12 protein-coding genes are annotated in these 19,645 nt (G+C 37.6%); 3 read left to right on the forward strand and 9 right to left on the reverse strand.

What is annotated here, in order from left to right:
• Positions 1-20: 20 nt before the first annotated feature.
• The 6 genes from ACZZZW_RS01550 to ACZZZW_RS01575 all read right to left on the reverse strand — a co-directional run bounded on the left by ACZZZW_RS01550 (position 21) and on the right by ACZZZW_RS01575 (position 13,294).
• The gene (locus ACZZZW_RS01550) at positions 21-1,586 is read right to left on the reverse strand and encodes a SusD/RagB family nutrient-binding outer membrane lipoprotein (protein ID WP_463492104.1); all 1,566 of its coding nucleotides are present in this window, start codon (positions 1,584-1,586) and stop codon (positions 21-23) included.
• 10 nt (positions 1,587-1,596) lie between these two features.
• Positions 1,597-4,722 (reverse strand): SusC/RagA family TonB-linked outer membrane protein, encoded by a 3,126-nt coding sequence (locus tag ACZZZW_RS01555; RefSeq protein ID WP_463492105.1) that lies wholly within the window; start codon positions 4,720-4,722, stop codon positions 1,597-1,599.
• Positions 4,723-5,262: 540 nt separating this feature from the next.
• On the reverse strand, positions 5,263-5,805 hold the full coding sequence (locus ACZZZW_RS01560) for a DUF1735 domain-containing protein (protein WP_463492106.1): 543 nt from the start codon (positions 5,803-5,805) through the stop codon (positions 5,263-5,265).
• Positions 5,806-5,813: 8 nt separating this feature from the next.
• Positions 5,814-7,355: a SusD/RagB family nutrient-binding outer membrane lipoprotein gene (locus tag ACZZZW_RS01565; protein ID WP_463492107.1), complete on the reverse strand. Its 1,542-nt coding sequence runs from the start codon at positions 7,353-7,355 to the stop codon at positions 5,814-5,816.
• A gap of 9 nt (positions 7,356-7,364) precedes the next feature.
• Positions 7,365-10,604 (reverse strand): SusC/RagA family TonB-linked outer membrane protein, encoded by a 3,240-nt coding sequence (locus ACZZZW_RS01570; RefSeq protein WP_463492108.1) that lies wholly within the window; start codon positions 10,602-10,604, stop codon positions 7,365-7,367.
• Between the two features lie 191 nt (positions 10,605-10,795).
• Entirely contained in the window at positions 10,796-13,294 is a 2,499-nt protein-coding gene (locus ACZZZW_RS01575) for a M14 family metallopeptidase (protein WP_463492109.1), read from the reverse strand.
• Positions 13,295-13,378: 84 nt separating this feature from the next.
• Here ACZZZW_RS01575 and ACZZZW_RS01580 point away from each other — a divergent pair, with 84 nt between their 5' ends.
• Positions 13,379-14,680 (forward strand): UDP-N-acetylmuramoyl-tripeptide--D-alanyl-D-alanine ligase, encoded by a 1,302-nt coding sequence (locus ACZZZW_RS01580; RefSeq protein WP_463492110.1) that lies wholly within the window; start codon positions 13,379-13,381, stop codon positions 14,678-14,680.
• A gap of 480 nt (positions 14,681-15,160) precedes the next feature.
• Here the strand turns inward: ACZZZW_RS01580 and ACZZZW_RS01585 are convergent, their stop codons facing one another.
• From ACZZZW_RS01585 to ACZZZW_RS01595, 3 genes are read right to left on the reverse strand one after another with little or no spacing between them, the layout of a single operon-like run.
• Entirely contained in the window at positions 15,161-15,658 is a 498-nt protein-coding gene (locus ACZZZW_RS01585; RefSeq protein WP_055914182.1) for a gliding motility lipoprotein GldH, read from the reverse strand.
• The gene (gene ricT / locus ACZZZW_RS01590; RefSeq protein WP_463492111.1) at positions 15,627-17,177 is read right to left on the reverse strand and encodes a regulatory iron-sulfur-containing complex subunit RicT; all 1,551 of its coding nucleotides are present in this window, start codon (positions 17,175-17,177) and stop codon (positions 15,627-15,629) included. The genes ACZZZW_RS01585 and ricT overlap by 32 nt, the downstream gene beginning before the upstream one ends.
• A 1-nt stretch (position 17,178) precedes the next feature.
• A complete protein-coding gene (locus ACZZZW_RS01595; RefSeq protein WP_055914185.1) occupies positions 17,179-18,327 on the reverse strand; it encodes a DNA polymerase III subunit in 1,149 nt (382 codons plus the stop codon).
• 228 nt (positions 18,328-18,555) lie between these two features.
• Here ACZZZW_RS01595 and ruvX point away from each other — a divergent pair, with 228 nt between their 5' ends.
• Together ruvX and ACZZZW_RS01605 are read left to right on the forward strand one after the other, a co-directional pair.
• Positions 18,556-18,972, forward strand: a complete 417-nt coding sequence (ruvX, locus tag ACZZZW_RS01600; RefSeq protein ID WP_055914188.1) for a Holliday junction resolvase RuvX — start codon at positions 18,556-18,558, stop codon at positions 18,970-18,972.
• 7 nt (positions 18,973-18,979) lie between these two features.
• Positions 18,980-19,615 carry an O-methyltransferase gene (locus tag ACZZZW_RS01605; protein ID WP_463492112.1) on the forward strand — a complete coding sequence of 212 codons (636 nt, stop codon included), beginning with the start codon at positions 18,980-18,982 and terminating at the stop codon, positions 19,613-19,615.
• Positions 19,616-19,645 lie beyond the last annotated feature (30 nt).

Genomic DNA, 19,645 nt, shown 5'->3' on the forward strand with positions numbered 1-19,645 from the left:
TGAATGTTAAACAAAATCAATTATTTCGCCCAAAATATTTTACTTGAATATTTATTTATTGCTGGCACATTCGATGCGTTATACTTAAATTCATTAGCCGGGTATTGAATTCTTGTTGGTAACTTATCTGGTGCAGTCGATTCTGATACGATAGAAACAAAAGAAGTCAATCTATTTGGATTAGGCGCCACAACAATCGTTGGGTAGCCTGTCCTTCTATATTCATTCCAAGCTTCATGGCCAAAAATCATATTGAAAGCAATATATTTTTGAGTAATTATAGCCTCTAATTTTTGTGCATCAGTCGTTGCAATGGCGAAGTTTACTAATGGGTTTGCTACATTCGTAGTTCTGTAAGTTGTAGCATCAGCTACAGGATCTTTCCCTGCGGTAACCGCACCAGTATTATCTTTGTAAAGATATTTAAATGAAGCATTTTCACCTAAATCAAAGTTCGTCGAGGCTGTACCAGCCAATAAACCTTTAACATTAGCTTCTGCCTGTAAAAAATAACTTTCAGCGGCCAGCATAACAGGCTGACCAGCATCTGGGCCTTTAAGGATACCAATTTTGTCATAAGCAGTCGCACTTGTACCTTTAAACCATGAGCTTGGAGCTTGTCCTCTACCCGCATCAGCTTGGGTATATCCTAACTGATTTGTAGGAGTAGTTGTACCAGTAATATAAGTAACATTTGCTCTAGCCTGATCACTAATCTTCGTTCCATTATAAAATGTCATGATGTATGCACTAGGAGCATATTGGCTAGCCGAACCAACCGCTGTACCTGAAGCGCTATATGCCCATGAATTCCACATTGGATTTTGCTTATTATCTGTTTTTGCATAAACTGGTTGAACGATGGCGTCTTCAGTCAAGAAACCAACAGCACTATCAAAAGTAGTATTGGTAAAGGTTACTTTTCCTTGGCCCTTAAGCACTAATCTCAACTTTAGAGTTTGAGCAAAGGCAGCCCATCTTCCTAAATTACCTCCAAACAAAGGGTCCGCGCTTACAAATAATTTGGAACCTGCACCTGTACCTGTCGCTTTAAATGTTGTAATTGACTGATCAAGTAAATCCACAATACTTTTATAAATGTCTGTAGCCTTATCATATTTTGGTTGCAATTTGCCATCACCTTGTAACGCTTCACTATATGGCACGTCGTTATATGTATCTACCAATAATGCGTAGTTGTAAGCTTTAAGGGTTTTCGCCGCTGCATTAAACTCTTTAAAAGTCGCATTTCCTTCTGAGTTTGTAATTACATACTGAACGTCAGTTAAAATATCATATGTAGTAGCCCAAAGACCAGAAAAATCACCTGTATTCCAATTGTAAGAGATAATTCCTCCCCAACCACTTACACCTCCTCCATTTGTAAAATAGCCAACTTGTTGCGCACCCATGCTATTATAGGCAGGCATGCTGTTAGCTGTAGCTACAATAGCATTTGGCAAAACCAAATCTACAGTAGCAACAGTAACTGAATTTGGATTGGTATTGATATCTAAATCCTTTTTACAAGAATAAATAGAAACCAACATAGAAAATCCGAATATATATTTAAAAATTCTTTTCATGTCTTTATTATTATAGGGTTAATGTTAAAGTAGCTCCATAATATCTTGATGGTGGAGTTTGATTTAAGTTTGTTAAACCAATAGCATTACCACTGCTTGATGCATTTCCATCACTATACTCTGGATCTGTATATACGTTGGTTTTAGGTAAAAAGATGAAAAGATTTCTACCTTGAACGCTGATTCTTGCCGCTTTAACAACTTTAGATTTTGCCAAGAATGAAGCTGGAACATCATAAGATAATGCCAATTCTCTAATTTTCCAGAATGCACCAGATGTTACATAATTTTCGTTAATACCAGTTCTTGGTCCAGCGATTGTCCAATAACCCGGACCACCGTCACGAACGGTAATATTTGTATTCGCAACATATGTATTGGTAGCAGGATCTAAATAAGATGAATTGGGGATAACAAAACGATCACGATTATAAGCCGCTGAATTTATTCCTGCACCACTAAAGTCGAATGTACCACCCGCAGCATTATAAATTACATTTCCGCCACGATATTCACCTGAACCATATAAATTGAAACCTTTATAGTGAACATTAACATTCACACCTAAAATATGTTTAGCGTTTGCTTGTCCTAAAATACTAATACCAGTTGTGGCAGACGGATAACCAGTAATTCTGTCTACAATAATTCTTCCCTGACTATCACGAACATGAGTTGTACCTTGAATAACTGGAAATTGTTGTCCTGAAATGGCATAAGAACCAACTGTTCCTCCATAAGCGCCTAATGTTAATTGACTTAAATCTGCACTAATATAATCAACACTATTATCATAATACGCATAATTAGTACCTAAAGTTATTTCCCAATCATTGGTTTTGAAAGGAACGACATTTAAACTAGTCTCCCAACCTTTACTAGTAGTTTGACCTGCATTTACCAAATAACCAGTGTATCCTGTTGTACTTGATACACCCGTTGGAACTGTCTGATCCTTAGTTTTGGTATTATAGTAAGTTGCTGTCAAACTTAAGCGACTTTGGAAGAAACTTGTCTCAAGACCATATTCAAAACCGGAAGTGATCTCAGGTTTCAGGTCTTTTGAAATAAGTAAATTTCCAACAGATAATCCTCCCTGCCCATTATAAGGATAGCCAGCACCTTGACCAAAGGTTGGTACTAAACTGTATGCCCCTATATTTACTTGACCAACTTTAGACCAACCACCTCTTAATTTAATAAAATCGATTTCTTTGATATCCTTAATTGCTTCAATAGCATCAGAAGCAACGAATGATAAAGTAGCACTAGGGTAAAAGAATGAACGGTTTTCTGGGGCTAATACAGAAACCCAGTCATTACGTCCTGTAACGCTTAAAAACAAATAATCTTTAAAAGCAACATCTAATTTTCCAGTCAGGCCATAAGATCTAGTTAAAGAGTTGCCTTCAGATGCAGTTGGATTATTTGTACTGTTACTTAAATTGAATACGCCAGCAGTAACTAAGCCATTCACAGAACCAGTAGCAGATTTAGACTGTTTTTGAATTAACTGACCTAAAACCGTCAAATCAAACTTAAAATCGTTCACTTTTTTCTGCGCATGACCGATAAAATCAGTAACGATATTTGTTTCATAATTTAAATTATCACTAACACCGCCTAAAATATCTTGTTGCTTGTACTCACTTGATCCTGAGATAGATTTGGTATAATCACTGTATTTAAAAATATCTGAGTAACTTTTAGATGATTGATTCTGCGTAGTTAAACCAATACGACCAGTAAAATCCAACCAATCTAATGGCTTATATTTTAATTCTGCATTTCCTAGAAAATAATCATTTCTTGTAAGCTGTCTGTAGTTGTCAGCCAAGAAATAAGGGTTGTTATAATAAGCATTATAATAACCATTTGGATTAGCATAAGGATTATTTTTCCAATCACTATAATCAGTGATCAATGCTTGAGAAGGGGCATTTAATAAGGTATTATAAATTGAACCTGTTTGGGTAGTTAGATCCTGTCTATTTTGAATATAATTTGCAGAATAGTTAAAGGTTATTTTATCGGATACTATTCTAGTGCCTCCAATTTTCACCGTAGCTCTGTTATATTTATCTCCAGGAGTTGTTCCTGAAGCCCTCATATATTGAGCAGAAGCATATAGGCTTCCTTTATCATTACCAGATGAAACCGAAAAATCTGTAAAGTTGGTAACACCGGTATCCCAGAAATCGTCTTTACTATTAGTATAAGAGTAGGGAACCATCTGAATTGCACCGTTAGCCAGTGGGCGACCAATTGGCCTTACTACTCCATCAAAGCGTGGGCCGTATTGCTGGTTTTCATAAGGAAGATAAATCTGTAAATCGTTATCTGATCCTGACCCGAATTCTTTTTGTAATTTAGGAAAGAAAGCAACTTGCTCTAAAGTAGTAGTATTTCCGATTTTGATATCGAAAGACCCATCCTTTTTACCCTTTTTAGTAGTGATAATTAATGCGCCATTTGATGCTGCTGAACCATACAATGCTGCTGCACTACTACCGTTTAATACAGTAATATTTTCAACATCATCTGGATTAAGGTTACTTAAAATTGTATTTGGCACAATCACATTATCCACAACAATAAGTGCTTGGTTATTCCCCGTTAGTGAACGCATACCACGTAAAACAACACGATAGTTTGGATTAACACCACTACCAACACCTTGGATATTTAATCCTGCAACTTTACCCACCAAGCCAGAAACAACGTTGGTTGGTTTGGCCTGCGTTATAGAAGCATTACTCAAAGTTGTTTGTGCGGCACCCAGTTCTTTTTTACGCGCAGTCAGACCTGCTCCTGTTACCACAACCTCACTAAGAGATTTAGAGTCGGCTTCTAGTGCAACATTAATTGTTGATGAACCACTAATCGTCCTGCTTTGTTGAGCATATCCGATATAAGAAAAAATTAGGATTGTTGATCCGGCTGGAACTCTAACTGAGTATTTACCGCCAGCATCTGTTACAGCACCGCTTTGTGTGCCTTGCACTTTAACACTTACACCAGGGATCGGCAATTTATCGTCCGAAGATGTAACTGTACCAGTAATTGTTCTTTCTTGTGCCATTGCAGAAATTGCAACGAACATAAGTATGAACAAACTTTGTAGAAGTTTTTTCATAATTTGAAAATAGGTTAGTTAATGATTTTTGAAGTGCTAAATATAGTAGAGATAAGCTATATTTTAACAAAGTTTAACAAAACCTAAATACATAATGACTTTATTTTGACAATTATACTGTATGAGTAAAAAGGCTTTTTGGGGAAAATCATACACAAGTTGTGAAATTATTTACGCAAAATTCACATTTTAAGGCACCTAAGTACGCAGAATAGGCCTTTTGGATGATTATTAACTAGGTAATATTCACGAAAAAACCGTGCCAGAATCTACTAAAACCTTAGTAGAAAATTTTAAGGAATTTTATCCATAAAGCAATGATTTTTTTGAGATGAATAAGGTTTACATAGCGCTATTTGGAGTATAGAATAAGATTTTTTAAAAAAGTTGAGTTGCTTTCTTCAAAAATTAGATCCATTATTTATAATACAAGAATGACATATCATTAATGAAAGGAACAATTGCTTAACTTTTCCTATAAATAAAAAAGCCCTCCAGAAATAATTCTGGAAGGCTTCAATATTAAGATTGTTAATTATATTAGTTTACCAAAAGATTGTAATAAACGGTACTATACAAACTTATTGATTCTCCATCTGCTGAAACAATAGAGACAGGCAATATATATTTGGTATTTGCTGCTCCAATTAATGATGAATTAATTTTAAAAACTGCTGTGGCTGTTCGTTGGCCAGCTGGAATTGTAACTTGTAAATTAGAAACCGAATAAAGGTTTGCAGGTGCCAAAATATAACCTCCTGCAGGAACAGCCGTATTTAGTTTACCAATCGCATCATTAGCATTAACAGCTAAAGTAACCTTTAAATCTCTATCCAATGGCTTTGGAGAGGCAATGTTGACTACAACTGGTAAATCAGTCGCAGTTGTACTTGAAGTGTATGTTTTGGCAACCACTTTAACACCTGTTTCCTGATTTAACGCCGCCAAAGGCAATTCGATAGTAGTTCCTACCTTACTAAAATCGACAAAGGTATCTTTTGATTTTAGACATGAGCTTAAACTTATTATCGCTGAAAAAAGGATAACAGGAATAATTTTTTTTGAATGATATGTTGTTTTCATAGTTATAATTATTTAGCCCAAAAGATTTTGGATGTGAACTGATTAATTGTTCCCTGAGCCTTAACATTATCGCCGTTGTTAGACAATTCTGTTGCTGGATAGAAAATCCTACTTGGAATTGTTGGCTGAGTAGACTGAGTAGAAACCGGAATATCAGACGGGAAACCTGTTCTTCTATATTCACTGTAAGCCTCAAGATTTCCATAACCATTTAAAGCAGTCCATTTTTGAACGATAATTGCCTGAACCTTATCTGTTGAAGCCGTCCAACTTACATTATTTATAGCCTGTCCGTAATAGGTAGCTGCTGCAGTTGCAGCATTAGGAACTGTTAAAGCAGTAAATGACGCAGTAATTCCTTTTTCATATAAGGATTGTGCATTTCCGGGAAGTATGCTATAAACAGCAGCCTCAGACTGTAGAAACAATGATTCGGCAGAACTCATTAAAACCGCATTCATTGTTGGTCCTGTAAGTAAACCAGGGCCTATGCCACTTGTTTTTGGATTATTGCTTGGTGCTGTAGATCCATAAATATTTCCAAAAAATGGAACTGCTGGATCTGTTGGGGCAGGGGCAGGTGCATACAATCTAGACAAACGGGGATCATTCGTATTTTTCAATTTTGTAATAGCATAATTATTAGCTTTATAATAATCACCAGGAAGCGAAACAGCGCCTGTTGCATTAGCACCGTAACTTAACCAGAAAGGGCTTTGTTTGCCACTGTTGGCATCATCATTAGTATAGCCAGGGTTTGCAGCAGCCTGGAACGTTTCATCCACGTAGCCATCAGCACTTGTGGCTAAAATAGCAGTTTTTAATGCTGCCTGCTTAGCTGGTAACTTATTCCACTGTCTAATCGCTAACCTTAACTTGATTGTATTAGCAAACTTAATCCAGTTGGCCATTGTACCTTTGAATACAATATCTGAAGTGCCGGGATTTACTGCAGATGTTGGTGCAGCTTTTATTGCTGCTATCGCTGCATCAAGTTGTTTAATTAAATCATCATAAATAGATTCGCCTGAGTCATATTTAGGAAAAAGGACATCTGGCGCTTTAAAGGCATCAGTATAAGGAACATTATTATAAGTATCAACTAATGTCTGAAATTCAAAAGCTTTCATAATTTTGCCTATTGAAGCAAAATGTACCAATGTTGGATCAGCAGTTCCTTTTTTAACAAGATCATTATAATTTGATAGGTTAAGGTAAAACTGGGTAAATATTTGGTAAGCGGTATTGGTGAAGTTATTTGTATTGAGTGCCGAATTGGGAACATAATTACCACTTGGTGTCCAGTAACCCATCCAAACCCCAACTGTAGCCGGATAACCACCTGTTGTAAGGCTAATCGCCCCATTACCAGTTGCTACTACGTTGGCATTATATAAATTAGCTGAAACAGCTAAAGTTCCCGACAGCTGAAATTGAGGGGTAGCCACAGAAGGTGTATTGGGGTTTACTTCCAGGCTCAAAAAGTCTTTCTTACAACCAGTAATGCCGATTATTGCAGAAAGTGCTATGATGGAAAATATCTTTTTCATAATTATCATTTAAAATGTTACCTGAAGATTTGCACCGAAAATCCTTAAAGGCGGTGTTTGATTTGCATTGGTTACTCCGGTTGCATTAGAAGTATCCAAATTATATTCAGGATCGGTATAAGGGTTATCTTTTGGTCTAAACATGAATAAGTTTCTACCGGTTAGCGCAAAGTTCAATCCTTTGATTGCTTTAGTTTTGTTGATAAACTGCGTTAGATTAAAATTTAAAGCAATTTCCCTAATTTTCCAAAATGCAGCGCTTGTTACAAATGGAGTGGCAGCTGCACCATAGTTAGATGATTGCCAGAAACCATAATTACCGTCAACAACCGGAACTGTCGTATTTGGAATGTAGACACCAGGGGAAGTTTGGATAACTGAATTAGGATAAATAAAACGTTGACGATCTGCTGAAGCACTTGTGGCAGATATCCCACCGAAATCCAATGTGGAAGCAACAGAGTTTAAAATTACAAATCCACTTTTATATTCTGCCACTGCACTAAGCGTCATAAACTTATAGCTAGCAGATAAATTCAATCCCAAAACGTATTTTGGAGTCGTTCTTCCAAAATTTGTTAATCCTGAGCCCAATTGCGGATAACCTGCAGTTGTACCGCCTGCATCAACAATTACGCGGCCCTGAAGATCACGTGCATAATCTGTTCCAAGTAATGATGGGAATGGCTGACCAACAACAGCATATACAGATGTAGTGGTACCAGAGCTAATCTGAAATTGTGTACTACCTGGAAGTAACGACTTAACTTCAGAATCGTAGATACCAAAATTACCGCCTAATTTCAAGCCAACTGAATTCGGCCCTGCAGGAAGAACTGTTCCGTTCAGTTCAAATTCATAACCATCGTTTTCGATTTCACCAGCATTAATTGTTGCAGTATTAAATCCTGTAGAGGCTGAAGTTTGAACACCTAATGTTTGATTTTTGCTGTTTTGTTTGTAATAGGTAGCATTTAAGTTAATCCTGTTATTTAATAAACCTAGCTCAATACCAATTTCCTTTTCATTTACAAACTCAGGCTCTAAGAGTGGATTGTTATTGGTTGTACCTAACGATAAACCACCTAAACCACCGTATGGAAAACCAGGAGTACTAGAGAATACGTTATTGATTGAGTATGGAGGAACGCTCACCTGACCAACCTTACTAATTGCGGCCCTAAGCTTACCATATGAAATGATCTTATTGCCCTTTAAAGCTTCAAAAGCATTAGTAAATACGAATGATCCAGATAATGAAGGATAAAAGAATGAACGCTTACTTGCAGATAAACGTGAATCATCATCATTTCTGGCAGTAGCCTGTAAGAATGCAATATCTTTATACCCAATATTTAAGGACGCATAGAAACCAATTTGACGAACAAAAAACTCACTTTGATTAGCCGTTGGCGCACCTGAAATTAATCCAATATTATAAAAATCCGGAATTAACAAGTTTGCGCTCTGGTCATTCTGTATACGTACTTTGGTTTGCCAGATGGTATTACCCAATAATAAATCTGTTTTGAAATCATCAAAGAAAGTATGATTAAATTTAACAAAAATATCCTGTTGTAAACGAGATGACCCTTGATTATTCAATGGATTATAAGTTGTAGTACCATCACCATATTGAGTATAATCCTGTACAAAACCTGGCGATTTCCTAGAAGCACCATACCGTGATGGAATATTACTCACACCAAGCGGATCTCCTGCAGCATAAGCAGAAAACTGCACTTCTTTACGTGTATATTTTAAGGTATTTATACCAAAATTTTGAGATAAGCGATAAGTAGCATCAAACCATTTTGTAGGCTTTACATTTAAGCTAATATTACCCAAAAAAGTATCACTTTTATTTTCTCTTCTGGAATTCTTGATTTGCCAGAAAGGATTTACATTATAGGCACTATAGTAATCATTTGGATTATAAAATTTACTGTTATCTCCTTCAGCTAAATCTGCAATATTGATAAAAGCTGGCATTTGGAATAAGTTAGCATACAAAATCTGAGTAGTTGCATTTGTAGAATAATTAATTCCATAAGTGCTCGTATTCCCATTTGTATAGCCAACAGAATAATCTAATTTAAAAATACCAGATGTTTTAGTACCAGAAACACGTAATGAAGTTCTTTTAGACAAATCATCAGGAATTACACCTTTTGTGTAAATATTTTGAGCAGAAAAGTAGAAATTGTTATCTACATCACCACTTTGATAAGAAAGATCATTTTGCTCGGTAAATCCTGTTTTGAAAAAAGCTTCAATAGGGCTTTTTTCGTTAGGAGAATAAGTAATCATATTTTTCTCCCCATTTGCAATAGGAGCACCTAACTGATAGGTTGCGCCATTGTATGCCGGGCCATATAACTGATTTTCATATCCAGTAAATAATGGAAACCCAGTATCCGGATCACGGAAACCATCTGCAACAGTTTCTCCTCCATAAGGACCAAATTTTGTTTGAATATCAGGAAAATAAGAAACTTTATTAATCTGAAACGAGTTACCGTATTTAATAATTGGTTTATTTGCTGTAGTACCCCTTTTTGAAGTGATAATTAAAGCACCATTTGAAGCTTCAGAACCATAAAGTGCTGATGCACTCGATCCTTTTAAGATAGTAACATCCTCAATATCATTCGGGTTTATCGAGTTTAACGTTCCGTTTGGAATAGGAACTCCATCCAGAACTATTAAGGCATTGTTATTACCGTTGATTGATCTTGCTCCACGTAAGGTAATCCTTACCTGAGGATCAATACCATTATTAACAGTACTTACCTGCAGGCCGGCAGCTTTCGCAGTTAAACCATTTGCCAAGTTAGTTACATTGGTTTGGGTTAAATCTTTCGCACTAACATTAGTAGTGGAATAGCCAATTTCTTTTGCCTGTCTTTTGATACCCAAGGCACCAGTTACCACAACTTCTCCAAGTTGTTGAGAATCGGAGGATAGTACTGCATTAATTACAGTTGATGAGCCAATAGTAATTTCTTTTGTGCCGAAACCAAGGCTAGAAATGACCAGTGTAGTTGCATTTGCTGGAACTGAAAGTGAATACTTTCCGTTTGCGTCGGTAGATGCACCAATAGTAGTGCCCTTAACCTTTACAGAAACGCCTGGGATGGGAAGTTTGTCATCCAAAGCCGTAACTGTACCTGTGATTGTTCGATCTTGAGCCATTGCTGTAGTAACAATTAGCAACAATACGAACAAACTTTGTAGAAGTTTTTTCATAGTTAATAATAGGTTAGTTAATGATATTAATTGTACGCTAATGTAAAATTAACTACTTGTTGAAACAAATGTTTTTTAACATATTTTAACAAAACCTACTTTAAACAGACACAAAGGCACTATTTAATTAACTGATATTCTGATATAATCTACTTTTTAAACTAAAAACATAGTATTTGACACACTGTAAATCAATAACTACAGAACAGAATATTCCCAAAAAACGTTTTTCCACCTTCCCAAAAATTTCTGAACAGTGGATCATTAGCCAGGTAAACAACCTCACCCCGGCCAAAATCCTGAACGCCAATTAGCAGTCCAGCTTTTAGTTCTTCCCGTGCTTTTTTTCCTACCACACCTGCCATTAAACTTTTTTCGTTAATTAACCCAACATTCCAACCCTTAATCAAAGGTTCGTAAATTTTGCGGTCGGTTTTTAAACTATAATAGGCTTTACCAAGGCCATAAGAAAAAGGATGGCTGGCATCAAGGTTAATCTTATAAATTGCCCCTGGTATAGTTGTTTCGAAGTCGTCACGGTCTTTATCCTTAAAAAGCAGTTTATTGGCTTCCGGTTTTTCATCTTTTTTTACTGGGGCTTCTTTCTTTTTAATATCAAAGCCTTTTTTCTCCAATACACTTTCAATCGCATCTTCCATTAAAATAAGCTTACCGCCTTTATTCAGCCATGCGGTTAAACCATCCCCAATAAAAGGACTATAACTTCCATCAGGCAATAGGAGGGTATTAACTTTATTGATATCCAAATTATTGATGTCTTTTGCATTAATGATACTCGGTGAAAGGTTTAAATCATGCTCCAGATAAAACCATGCTTCGCCAAAAGCCAGAGATGACACTTCCATTCCAGATACTATAGCGATTTTTGGTTGTTTTAGGAGCGGATAAACATTAGATCCAAAATCCTTTCCTTTTTCTACAAAACCGCTGCTCACTGCTTGAATCGGTTTATCGAGCATTTTAGCAATTAAAGCCACTTTTTCCTTTATGCCTTTAAGTGATTTCTCATTTTCTGCCCGCAATACAATCAATGTTCCGGCAGGATAATCTTTACCGCCAACTGAAAAAGGCTGATCGGCCTGGCGCACTTTTATATTTTCTTTTTGCAGTGCAATTAAAAGGCGGGCATCTTCGTTGGTTCCCCAGCTAAAAAGCCATGCCAAGGGCTTATCTACCTCATTGTTAACCGTTTTTGGTTCTTCCAAGGATGAGAATTTACCTCTGATACTCTCTTTACTTGCATAACCTTTTAATCCATATACATAAGGCAGGGCCCAAGCGGTAATGTCGTATGTGTTAGAATCGGTTACAAATGTTTGCGGTTCCAATAAAACATTCGCCAAAACGGCACGCGGTTGCTGAACATTTACAATCAAATCATTACGACCTATCGTAAAGGATTCTTCCTTTTGCGTATCATAATCGTAAGCTTTTCCTGTTTTATCTCCTCCATAAGCAAATTCAATCTTGTTTTTTGTTAATAGCTCAGCCAATTTTTTCAACCGTGATAAATTGCTGGGCTTAATGATGTAACTTTTATAAATGCCTGGAGCAGTGGTTAGCTCTTGCTGAAAATATTTTTTATATTCTTCTAATAATTTTAGATGGTTTAAGGAAGTTACTTCAAGCGTCGACATTCCTGTGGTAAAGTGGTGTGCAATACGGTCTTTTAAGGTAAGCGTATCCCCATCATTTGTTACTACTGATAATCCTGCCCTTATTCCGCCCTGCTCATACGTCATCCCAATTGATCCGTTATATAAAGGATAGGTATCGCCATAAGAGGGATAAAGCAAATCGAAACGCTCTTTAGTGAAGTATTGCCACCCTTCGGCATCAAAATACTTTGCATTATTTTTTCCTACCACAACCTGAAAGCTCTTCTGCCAAGGCGTAATATCCTGGTGTACGGGCTCTGCTGCAGGTGCAAAATAATAAGGCTCATTATAGCCCTGTTCATGAAAATCTACATGCACTTGTGGCATCCATTGGTTATAGAGAGCCAATCTTTGCACGCTTTCTATTTGTGTTTGCCAGGCCCAATCACGGTTCAGATCGAAATAATAATGATTGGGTCTGCCACCTGGCCAAGGTTCAATATGCTCCCTTGATGACGGATCGGAATTAGGCGTTTTACCCACCACACTATTAAAGTAATTAACATAACGGTCTCTTCCATCCGGGTTTAAACAAGGATCAATAACAACAACTGTATTTTTTAGCCATTCATTGGCAGGCTTATTAATGCCCGAAACAAGCGTATAAAGCATCTTCATAGCGGTTTCGGTAGAATTTGCCTCGTTCCCATGCACATTGTAGCTTAACCAAAGAATGGCAGGTTGATTTGCTAAATCGATACTATTATTATTCGTTCCTGTTGACAGTACGATATTGTTATTTCTGATCTGCTCTAGCTTAGTTATATTTTCCGCTGATGAAACAATGGCAACCATTAAAGGCCTTCCTTCATTGGTTTTACCATACTCAATAAGTTTAATGTTTTTTGGAGAAGCCGCAGCAGTTTGCCTAAAGTAATCGGCTACTTTATGGTGAGGAGTAAAGTGCGAACCAAGCTCATAGCCCAAAAAATCATCTGGAGATTTTAGCTGGGCATGTACAAATAATACAGAACTAAGAAAGCTTAGGCAGAACGTTAACAGTCTCTTCATAGGAAAATAATTTTACCTAATGTACTAATTTTGTTTTTTGTTGTTGCTAAAGCTTAATTTTACATCATATTTTTTACGATAAGCATGATCACAACTGAAAAATTATACCAATACTACCTGCAAAGCCCCGTTATTTCTACAGATACAAGAAATATCAGTTCGGGTTGTATCTTTTTTGCCCTAAAAGGAGATCTTTTTAACGCCAATGAGTTTGCTGCCCAAGCCATTGAAAAAGGTGCGGCTTTTGCCGTTGTAGATGAAGAAAAATATGCCGTAAACGAGCAGTTTTTGTTGGTAAATGATGTTTTGACCGCTTTACAGGATCTTGCACGCCAACACCGCAAACAGTTAAACATCCCGGTGATCGGTTTAACTGGGAGTAATGGAAAGACAACCAGTAAAGAGCTGGTAAATGCTGTTTTAGCAGAGCAATATAAAACCTTTGCGACTTTTGGCAACCTAAATAACCACATAGGCGTTCCTTTGTCTATATTATCCATCACTGATGATGTTCAGATTGCGGTAATTGAAATGGGGGCAAACCACCAAAAGGAAATAGAACTGCTTTGTACCATTGCCCAGCCAACCCATGGCATTATTACCAATGTAGGCATGGCGCACCTAGATGGTTTTGGTGGATTTGAAGGGGTAAAAAAAGGAAAGGCCGAGCTTTACGCCTACTTAAAAGAAACGCATGGTTATACCTTTATTAATAGGGATAATGCTTATTTACTCGAAATGAGTACTGCTGCTGGCCTAAGTAAGTTAATTTATTATGGAACTGAAAATGGCAATACCATTAAAGGGACATTAAAAAGCAGCGATCCTTTTATTGAAGTGGAGTGGACAAATCATGATGTATCATCTACCGTAAAAACCAATTTAACCGGAAGTTATAATTTCGAAAATATTCTTGCAGCAATATGCATAGGTGATTTTTTCGACATGAGCCCTGAAGCAATAAATAATGGCTTATCGAATTATAAACCTAAAAACAACCGCTCGCAACTTACTAAAACAGAAAATAATACGGTTATTTGCGATTTTTACAATGCAAATCCCAGCAGCATGTCGGCAGCTTTAAAAAATATTGCGGTATTATCGGCAAGTAAAAAAACGGCTATTTTGGGCGATATGTTCGAACTGGGGCCTGAATCTCTTGCGCAGCATGACTTAATTGCAAAACAGGCAGCTGAAAGTGATCTGAATCAGATTATTTTTATCGGAAAAGATTTTTATACGTTTAAAAACGATGTTAACGGCGTTTTTTTCGAAAGCCCAGCCGAAGCAGAAAACTATCTGCAAGAAAATCCTGTGCAAAATCATCTGGTGCTATTAAAAGGATCACGCGGAATGAAACTGGAAAGTTTACTGCAATATTTATAACTTACTTTGAAAATTGAATTTCAGACTTCATCAGTAATTTATAAAAAGTTCGGCTTTATTTTAAAAAGATAGCTGATAAGCAATAGTTTTTTCAAACTTTTTTGAAGTCATAAAGTTGTTTTATTTTTTCCTATTATTGCAACGACAGTAGCGTAATACACGAACGAAACTGAATATACTACCGCGTTTACGACATCCGAAAAAGAAAACTTGCGAAAAATCCATCTAAACCGTTTCGTCTGTTTTATGTACTACTTTCACCTCTATGCTAACAAAAATATAATCTTTTATAGTTACTATTCTCCTGTTTCTGTGGCTTGTTGGGTTCAGAACTCCTTCCGCATATTTATATACTACATTATTTTTGCAGTTGACTCTCTTTCAGCAGCATTGAGCTGGTAGACGGTTAGACATGGGAATATTTCGATCAACCCGAAAAAGATTCATATGAAGAGCGACATTTTCACAGGCTGATGCTTTTTAATTTCCCGAGGACTTACTTACAGTTAAGCCGACGTCGCTCACCTCCAACAGTGGATTATCACGCATATTTTGTTCAATCTCTATTTCAAACTTGCCATTTTTAGGAAAATGATAGTTAGTAAGCATTGGTAGGGTATAGGTAAATAGATTGCCCGATCCACTGCCCAGCCACTCACCGTCGTTTTTCGCCAGTTTGTATTGATACCGCCTGGTTACCGTGTTTTTACCATCCTTAAAATGTGCAAGAATAAAAATATTTGCATATTTATAATCAGCGGTATGCCTAAGTTTAAAGTATATATTATAGGCTTTGGTATTGTCTTTAATTTCAAACGAGGTAAGAATATGCCTGCGGTAGCTCCACCTTCGATCGGTAATTTCTACATTACTATCAATTACACTGGTGGTGCAGCCAACAAACAACGAAATCACCAATAAAAAACCAAGCAAAAACAATTGCTTTTTACTCTGTAGCAGGTTTATTTTCTGAGCCATTGTTATTATTTCGGCGGTTATTGTTCTTCCTACGGTTATTTCTGCTCTTATTTTTACTTTGCTCAGGTTTTAAACCATCTGCTCCAGCCTCACCCTCAGCTTTCACTACAGGTTTTTGTGCCTGGGGCTGCTGTGGTTTTTGCTTATTGATATTTTGCGGCTTAGGTCCGTTAACATGCTGTGGCTTAGGCACAACCTGTTGCTGAGGCTTTTGCCCAGAATTTTGTGGCTGTTTCGGCCCGTTAGGCTGTGGCTTGTTCCCTTGCTGAGGTTTCTGCCCGCCTTGCGCAGGCTGTTGAGACCTGTTATTTGGACCGGCATTTTTATCGCCAGCAGGCACTCTATCTCTTCTATTCTGGTTATTATTGCGGCTATTTTTCTGGCTGTTGTTTCTGTTCTGGTTGTTTTTACCCCGTGATCGTTCATCCAACCGGGTTAAACTATCCTGACCAACCACATTCTCATAATCGAAAGATTTTTCGATCACAACCGGCGCAGCAATTTGAACCGCTTCTTCTTTAAGATTTGGTGCTTTTTTACCCGCCTTGTTCATGGCCATAATTTCTTTTACACGGGCCGCTTTAACCGGAATCCAGTTTTCGTCACCCTGGTAACTGAACCACATTATTTTTTTAAAAATATCTGTTTTCTGGTGGCGGGCATAACCCGCTTCGGTATCTAAGTTTTCGATTCTATCCGGAATATCCTTTAAAGCATCTAAATAGGTATCCAACTCGTAGTTTAGGCAGCATTTTAATTTGCCGCACTGGCCAGCAAGCTTTAAAGTGTTTAACGAAAGGTTTTGATAACGTGCAGCAGCTGTAGAAACGGTTTTAAAATTGGTTAACCATGTAGAGCAGCATAATTCGCGGCCGCAAGATCCGATTCCGCCTAAACGGCCTGCTTCCTGACGCATTCCAATCTGGCGCATTTCGATCCTGATGCGGAAACTTTCGGCCATTTTTTTAATCAGCTCGCGAAAATCGACACGGCCATCAGCAGTATAAAAGAATGTGGCCTTGGTTTTATCTGCCTGGTAATCAACATCACTGATTTTCATCTGTAACCGAAGATCAAGCGCCAGTTTACGGGCTTTGTGCATGGTTTCCCACTCCATCCCTTTGGCGGCGTTCCACTTTTCCACATCAGCCTCTGTGGCCTTGCGGTATATTTTTTTGGTTACCTGATCAAGCGCAGTTTTGCGGCGTTTCATCTGGATGCGCACCAATTCGCCTGTTAGCGAAACGTGCCCAACATCAAAACCACCCGTAGGCCCCTCAACAGCAACAAGTTCTCCAATTTCGAGATAAATATTGTCGTTATTAAGAAAAAACTCCTTACGCGAACCTTTAAATTTAATTTCTGTAACCTGAAAAGGTTTATAATTAGATGGCATATCCAAATTGGATAGCCAATCGTGAACTTCCATTGTTTGGCAACCACCGGTGCCACATGAGCCATTACTTTTGCATCCATTAGGGGTGCAACCACCACCTGTTGAACAACTTCCACATCCCATATTAATTGTATATATATTGAGTCCCCGCAGGGAGCGTTTTAAACTTGATAATTTTTACCAATTGTAAAGATACATCTAAAAACAGAATTTTCGGGTTTGCGTTTCTTTCAATGTGGTAATGCGCCTTTTCCAGTTCGCCAATTATGGCTTCTGCCATGGGCAGTGTAAGTACGTGCGTACTGAGCTTTTTTGCTGTTTCAAAGGTTAATGGCGGCAGTTTTACCAATTCTTCGGCACCACTTAAAATCAAACAGCATTCGCGCAAATAGTTTACGCCATATTTTAAAAAATTCTTTTGGTTTTCTCTTCCCCACTTTGCCGCCTCATCGGTAAACTCCACTAAATCGGGTACTTTGTTGCCAAAACCCATTCTTAACCAGGCTGTAAATGTACCCGAGCTATCGCTTTGTGTATCTGCAGCCAGTGCTTTTGCTTCAATTAAATTCCCATCAGCTAAAAAGGAATAATCAATGGCCTGGTGCTCAGTTAATCCGCTTGCGTTTAATAAATACCCGGTTACCTCTTCTGATGATAATTTCGGGATCTTAACAATCTGCGTACGCGATAAAATAGTGGTTAAAATTTGGTCTTGGCTTTGCGCAATTAAGATAAACAGGGTATTTGCAGGTGGTTCTTCAATTAATTTTAACAGGGCATTACCGGCTTTATCCAAATATTCGGGCAGCCACATAATTAAAACCTTTGTTTCGGCTTCAAAAGCTTTATAGCTCAGTTTTTTAATAATATCGTGGCATTCTGCAATGTTGATATTGGCCTGTTTATTGGCTGCGTCAAGTTTTGACCGCCAGATATCAATATCAAAATAAGGATCGTGCATTACCATGCTGCGCCATTCTTCAAGTACATCTACAGCAATTTTTACACTTGCCGAAGCAAAAAAAGGATAGGAAAAATGAAGGTCAGGGTGAATTAAACGTTCGTACTTTCTGCAGCTCGAGCATTCGCCACAGCTATCATTTTCACCTTTGTTAAGGCAGTTGATGTATTGCGCATAGGCAATAGCCAAAGGCAAAGCACCCGAACCAGCCGCCGATAAAAACAGTTGCGCATGGCTAATGCGGTTTTCTTTAACCGTTTGCACCAATTGTTGCTTTACTCTTTCCTGTCCGATGATTTCTTTAAACTGCATTTGGTGCAAAATAAGAAATAGATATGAGAAGTTAGATATTAGATTTGAGATTTGACCAAAGTCAAGTTAATCTGGTTTAAGAAAAGTAAGCTCCGGTAATGCATTAACAAACCTCATAGGTTTAAAAACCTGCGAGGTTTATCGATTATTTCAAAAACCTTACCTTTGAACTTTTTAAAATTAAAAGATGGGTTAACGCTTTACGCCAACACCTAACGCTTAACATTTATGGCAAGAATCCTCGCATTTGATTATGGCACAAAACGCATCGGTATTGCAGTAACCGATCCCTTGCAGATAATTGCAACCGGATTGGATACCGTACATCCGAAAGATGTAATCGAATATGTTAAAAAATATATGGTTAATGAACAGGTTGAGGCTTTTGTACTCGGCGATCCTAAGCAAATGGATGGTTCACCATCTGATTCGGCACAACATGTAAAGGGCTTTGCTACCTTGTTAAAAAAATCGTTTCCCGATATTCCAAGGCACTGGGTGGATGAACGTTTTACCTCCAAACTTGCACATGAAGCAATTATGCAAAGTGGTTTAAAAAAAATGGATAGAAGGGATAAAGACAGGGTAGATACCATTGCCGCAACCATCATTTTACAATATTTTATGGAAAGTAACCGTTTATAACCAACAAATGAGCCTGATAAACGACGATTTACAAGATTTATTAATTTCCTACTGCGCGCCTGAAAGCGAACTGCTTCAACAGATAGACCGCGAAACCAACCTTAAAGTTTTAATGCCACGCATGTTATCCGGCCACTACCAGGGCAGGGTTTTGAGTATGCTCAGCAAAATGGTTTCGCCCAAACGTATTTTAGAAATTGGCACTTTTACCGGTTATGCAACTTTATGTTTAGCAGAAGGATTAACCAGCGATGGCTTGCTGTATACTTTGGATATTAACGAGGAACTGGAAGACATGGTACGCAGCAATTTTAAAAAATCTGCCTACAATGATCAGATTAAATACATCCTTGGCGATGCCACTGCTACCATAGCTGACTTGGATGAAAGTTTTGATATTGTTTTTATTGATGCCGACAAAAAAAACAATGGCACTTATTATGATTTAATTTTCGATCGTGTTCGCCCCGGAGGAATTATCATTGTGGATAATGTATTGTGGAGTGGAAAAGTACTTCAGGAGAAACAAGATAAAGACACCAGGAATATTACTAGTTTTAATGACAAAATAGCTGCAGATGAACGGGTTGAAAAACTGATTTTGCCTGTTCGGGATGGTTTGTTTGTGATTAGGAAGAACTGATGATGGCCTATAGTTAATGGCTCCTGGCCG

The sequence above is a fragment of the Pedobacter sp. AC379 genome, assembly GCF_979258145.1.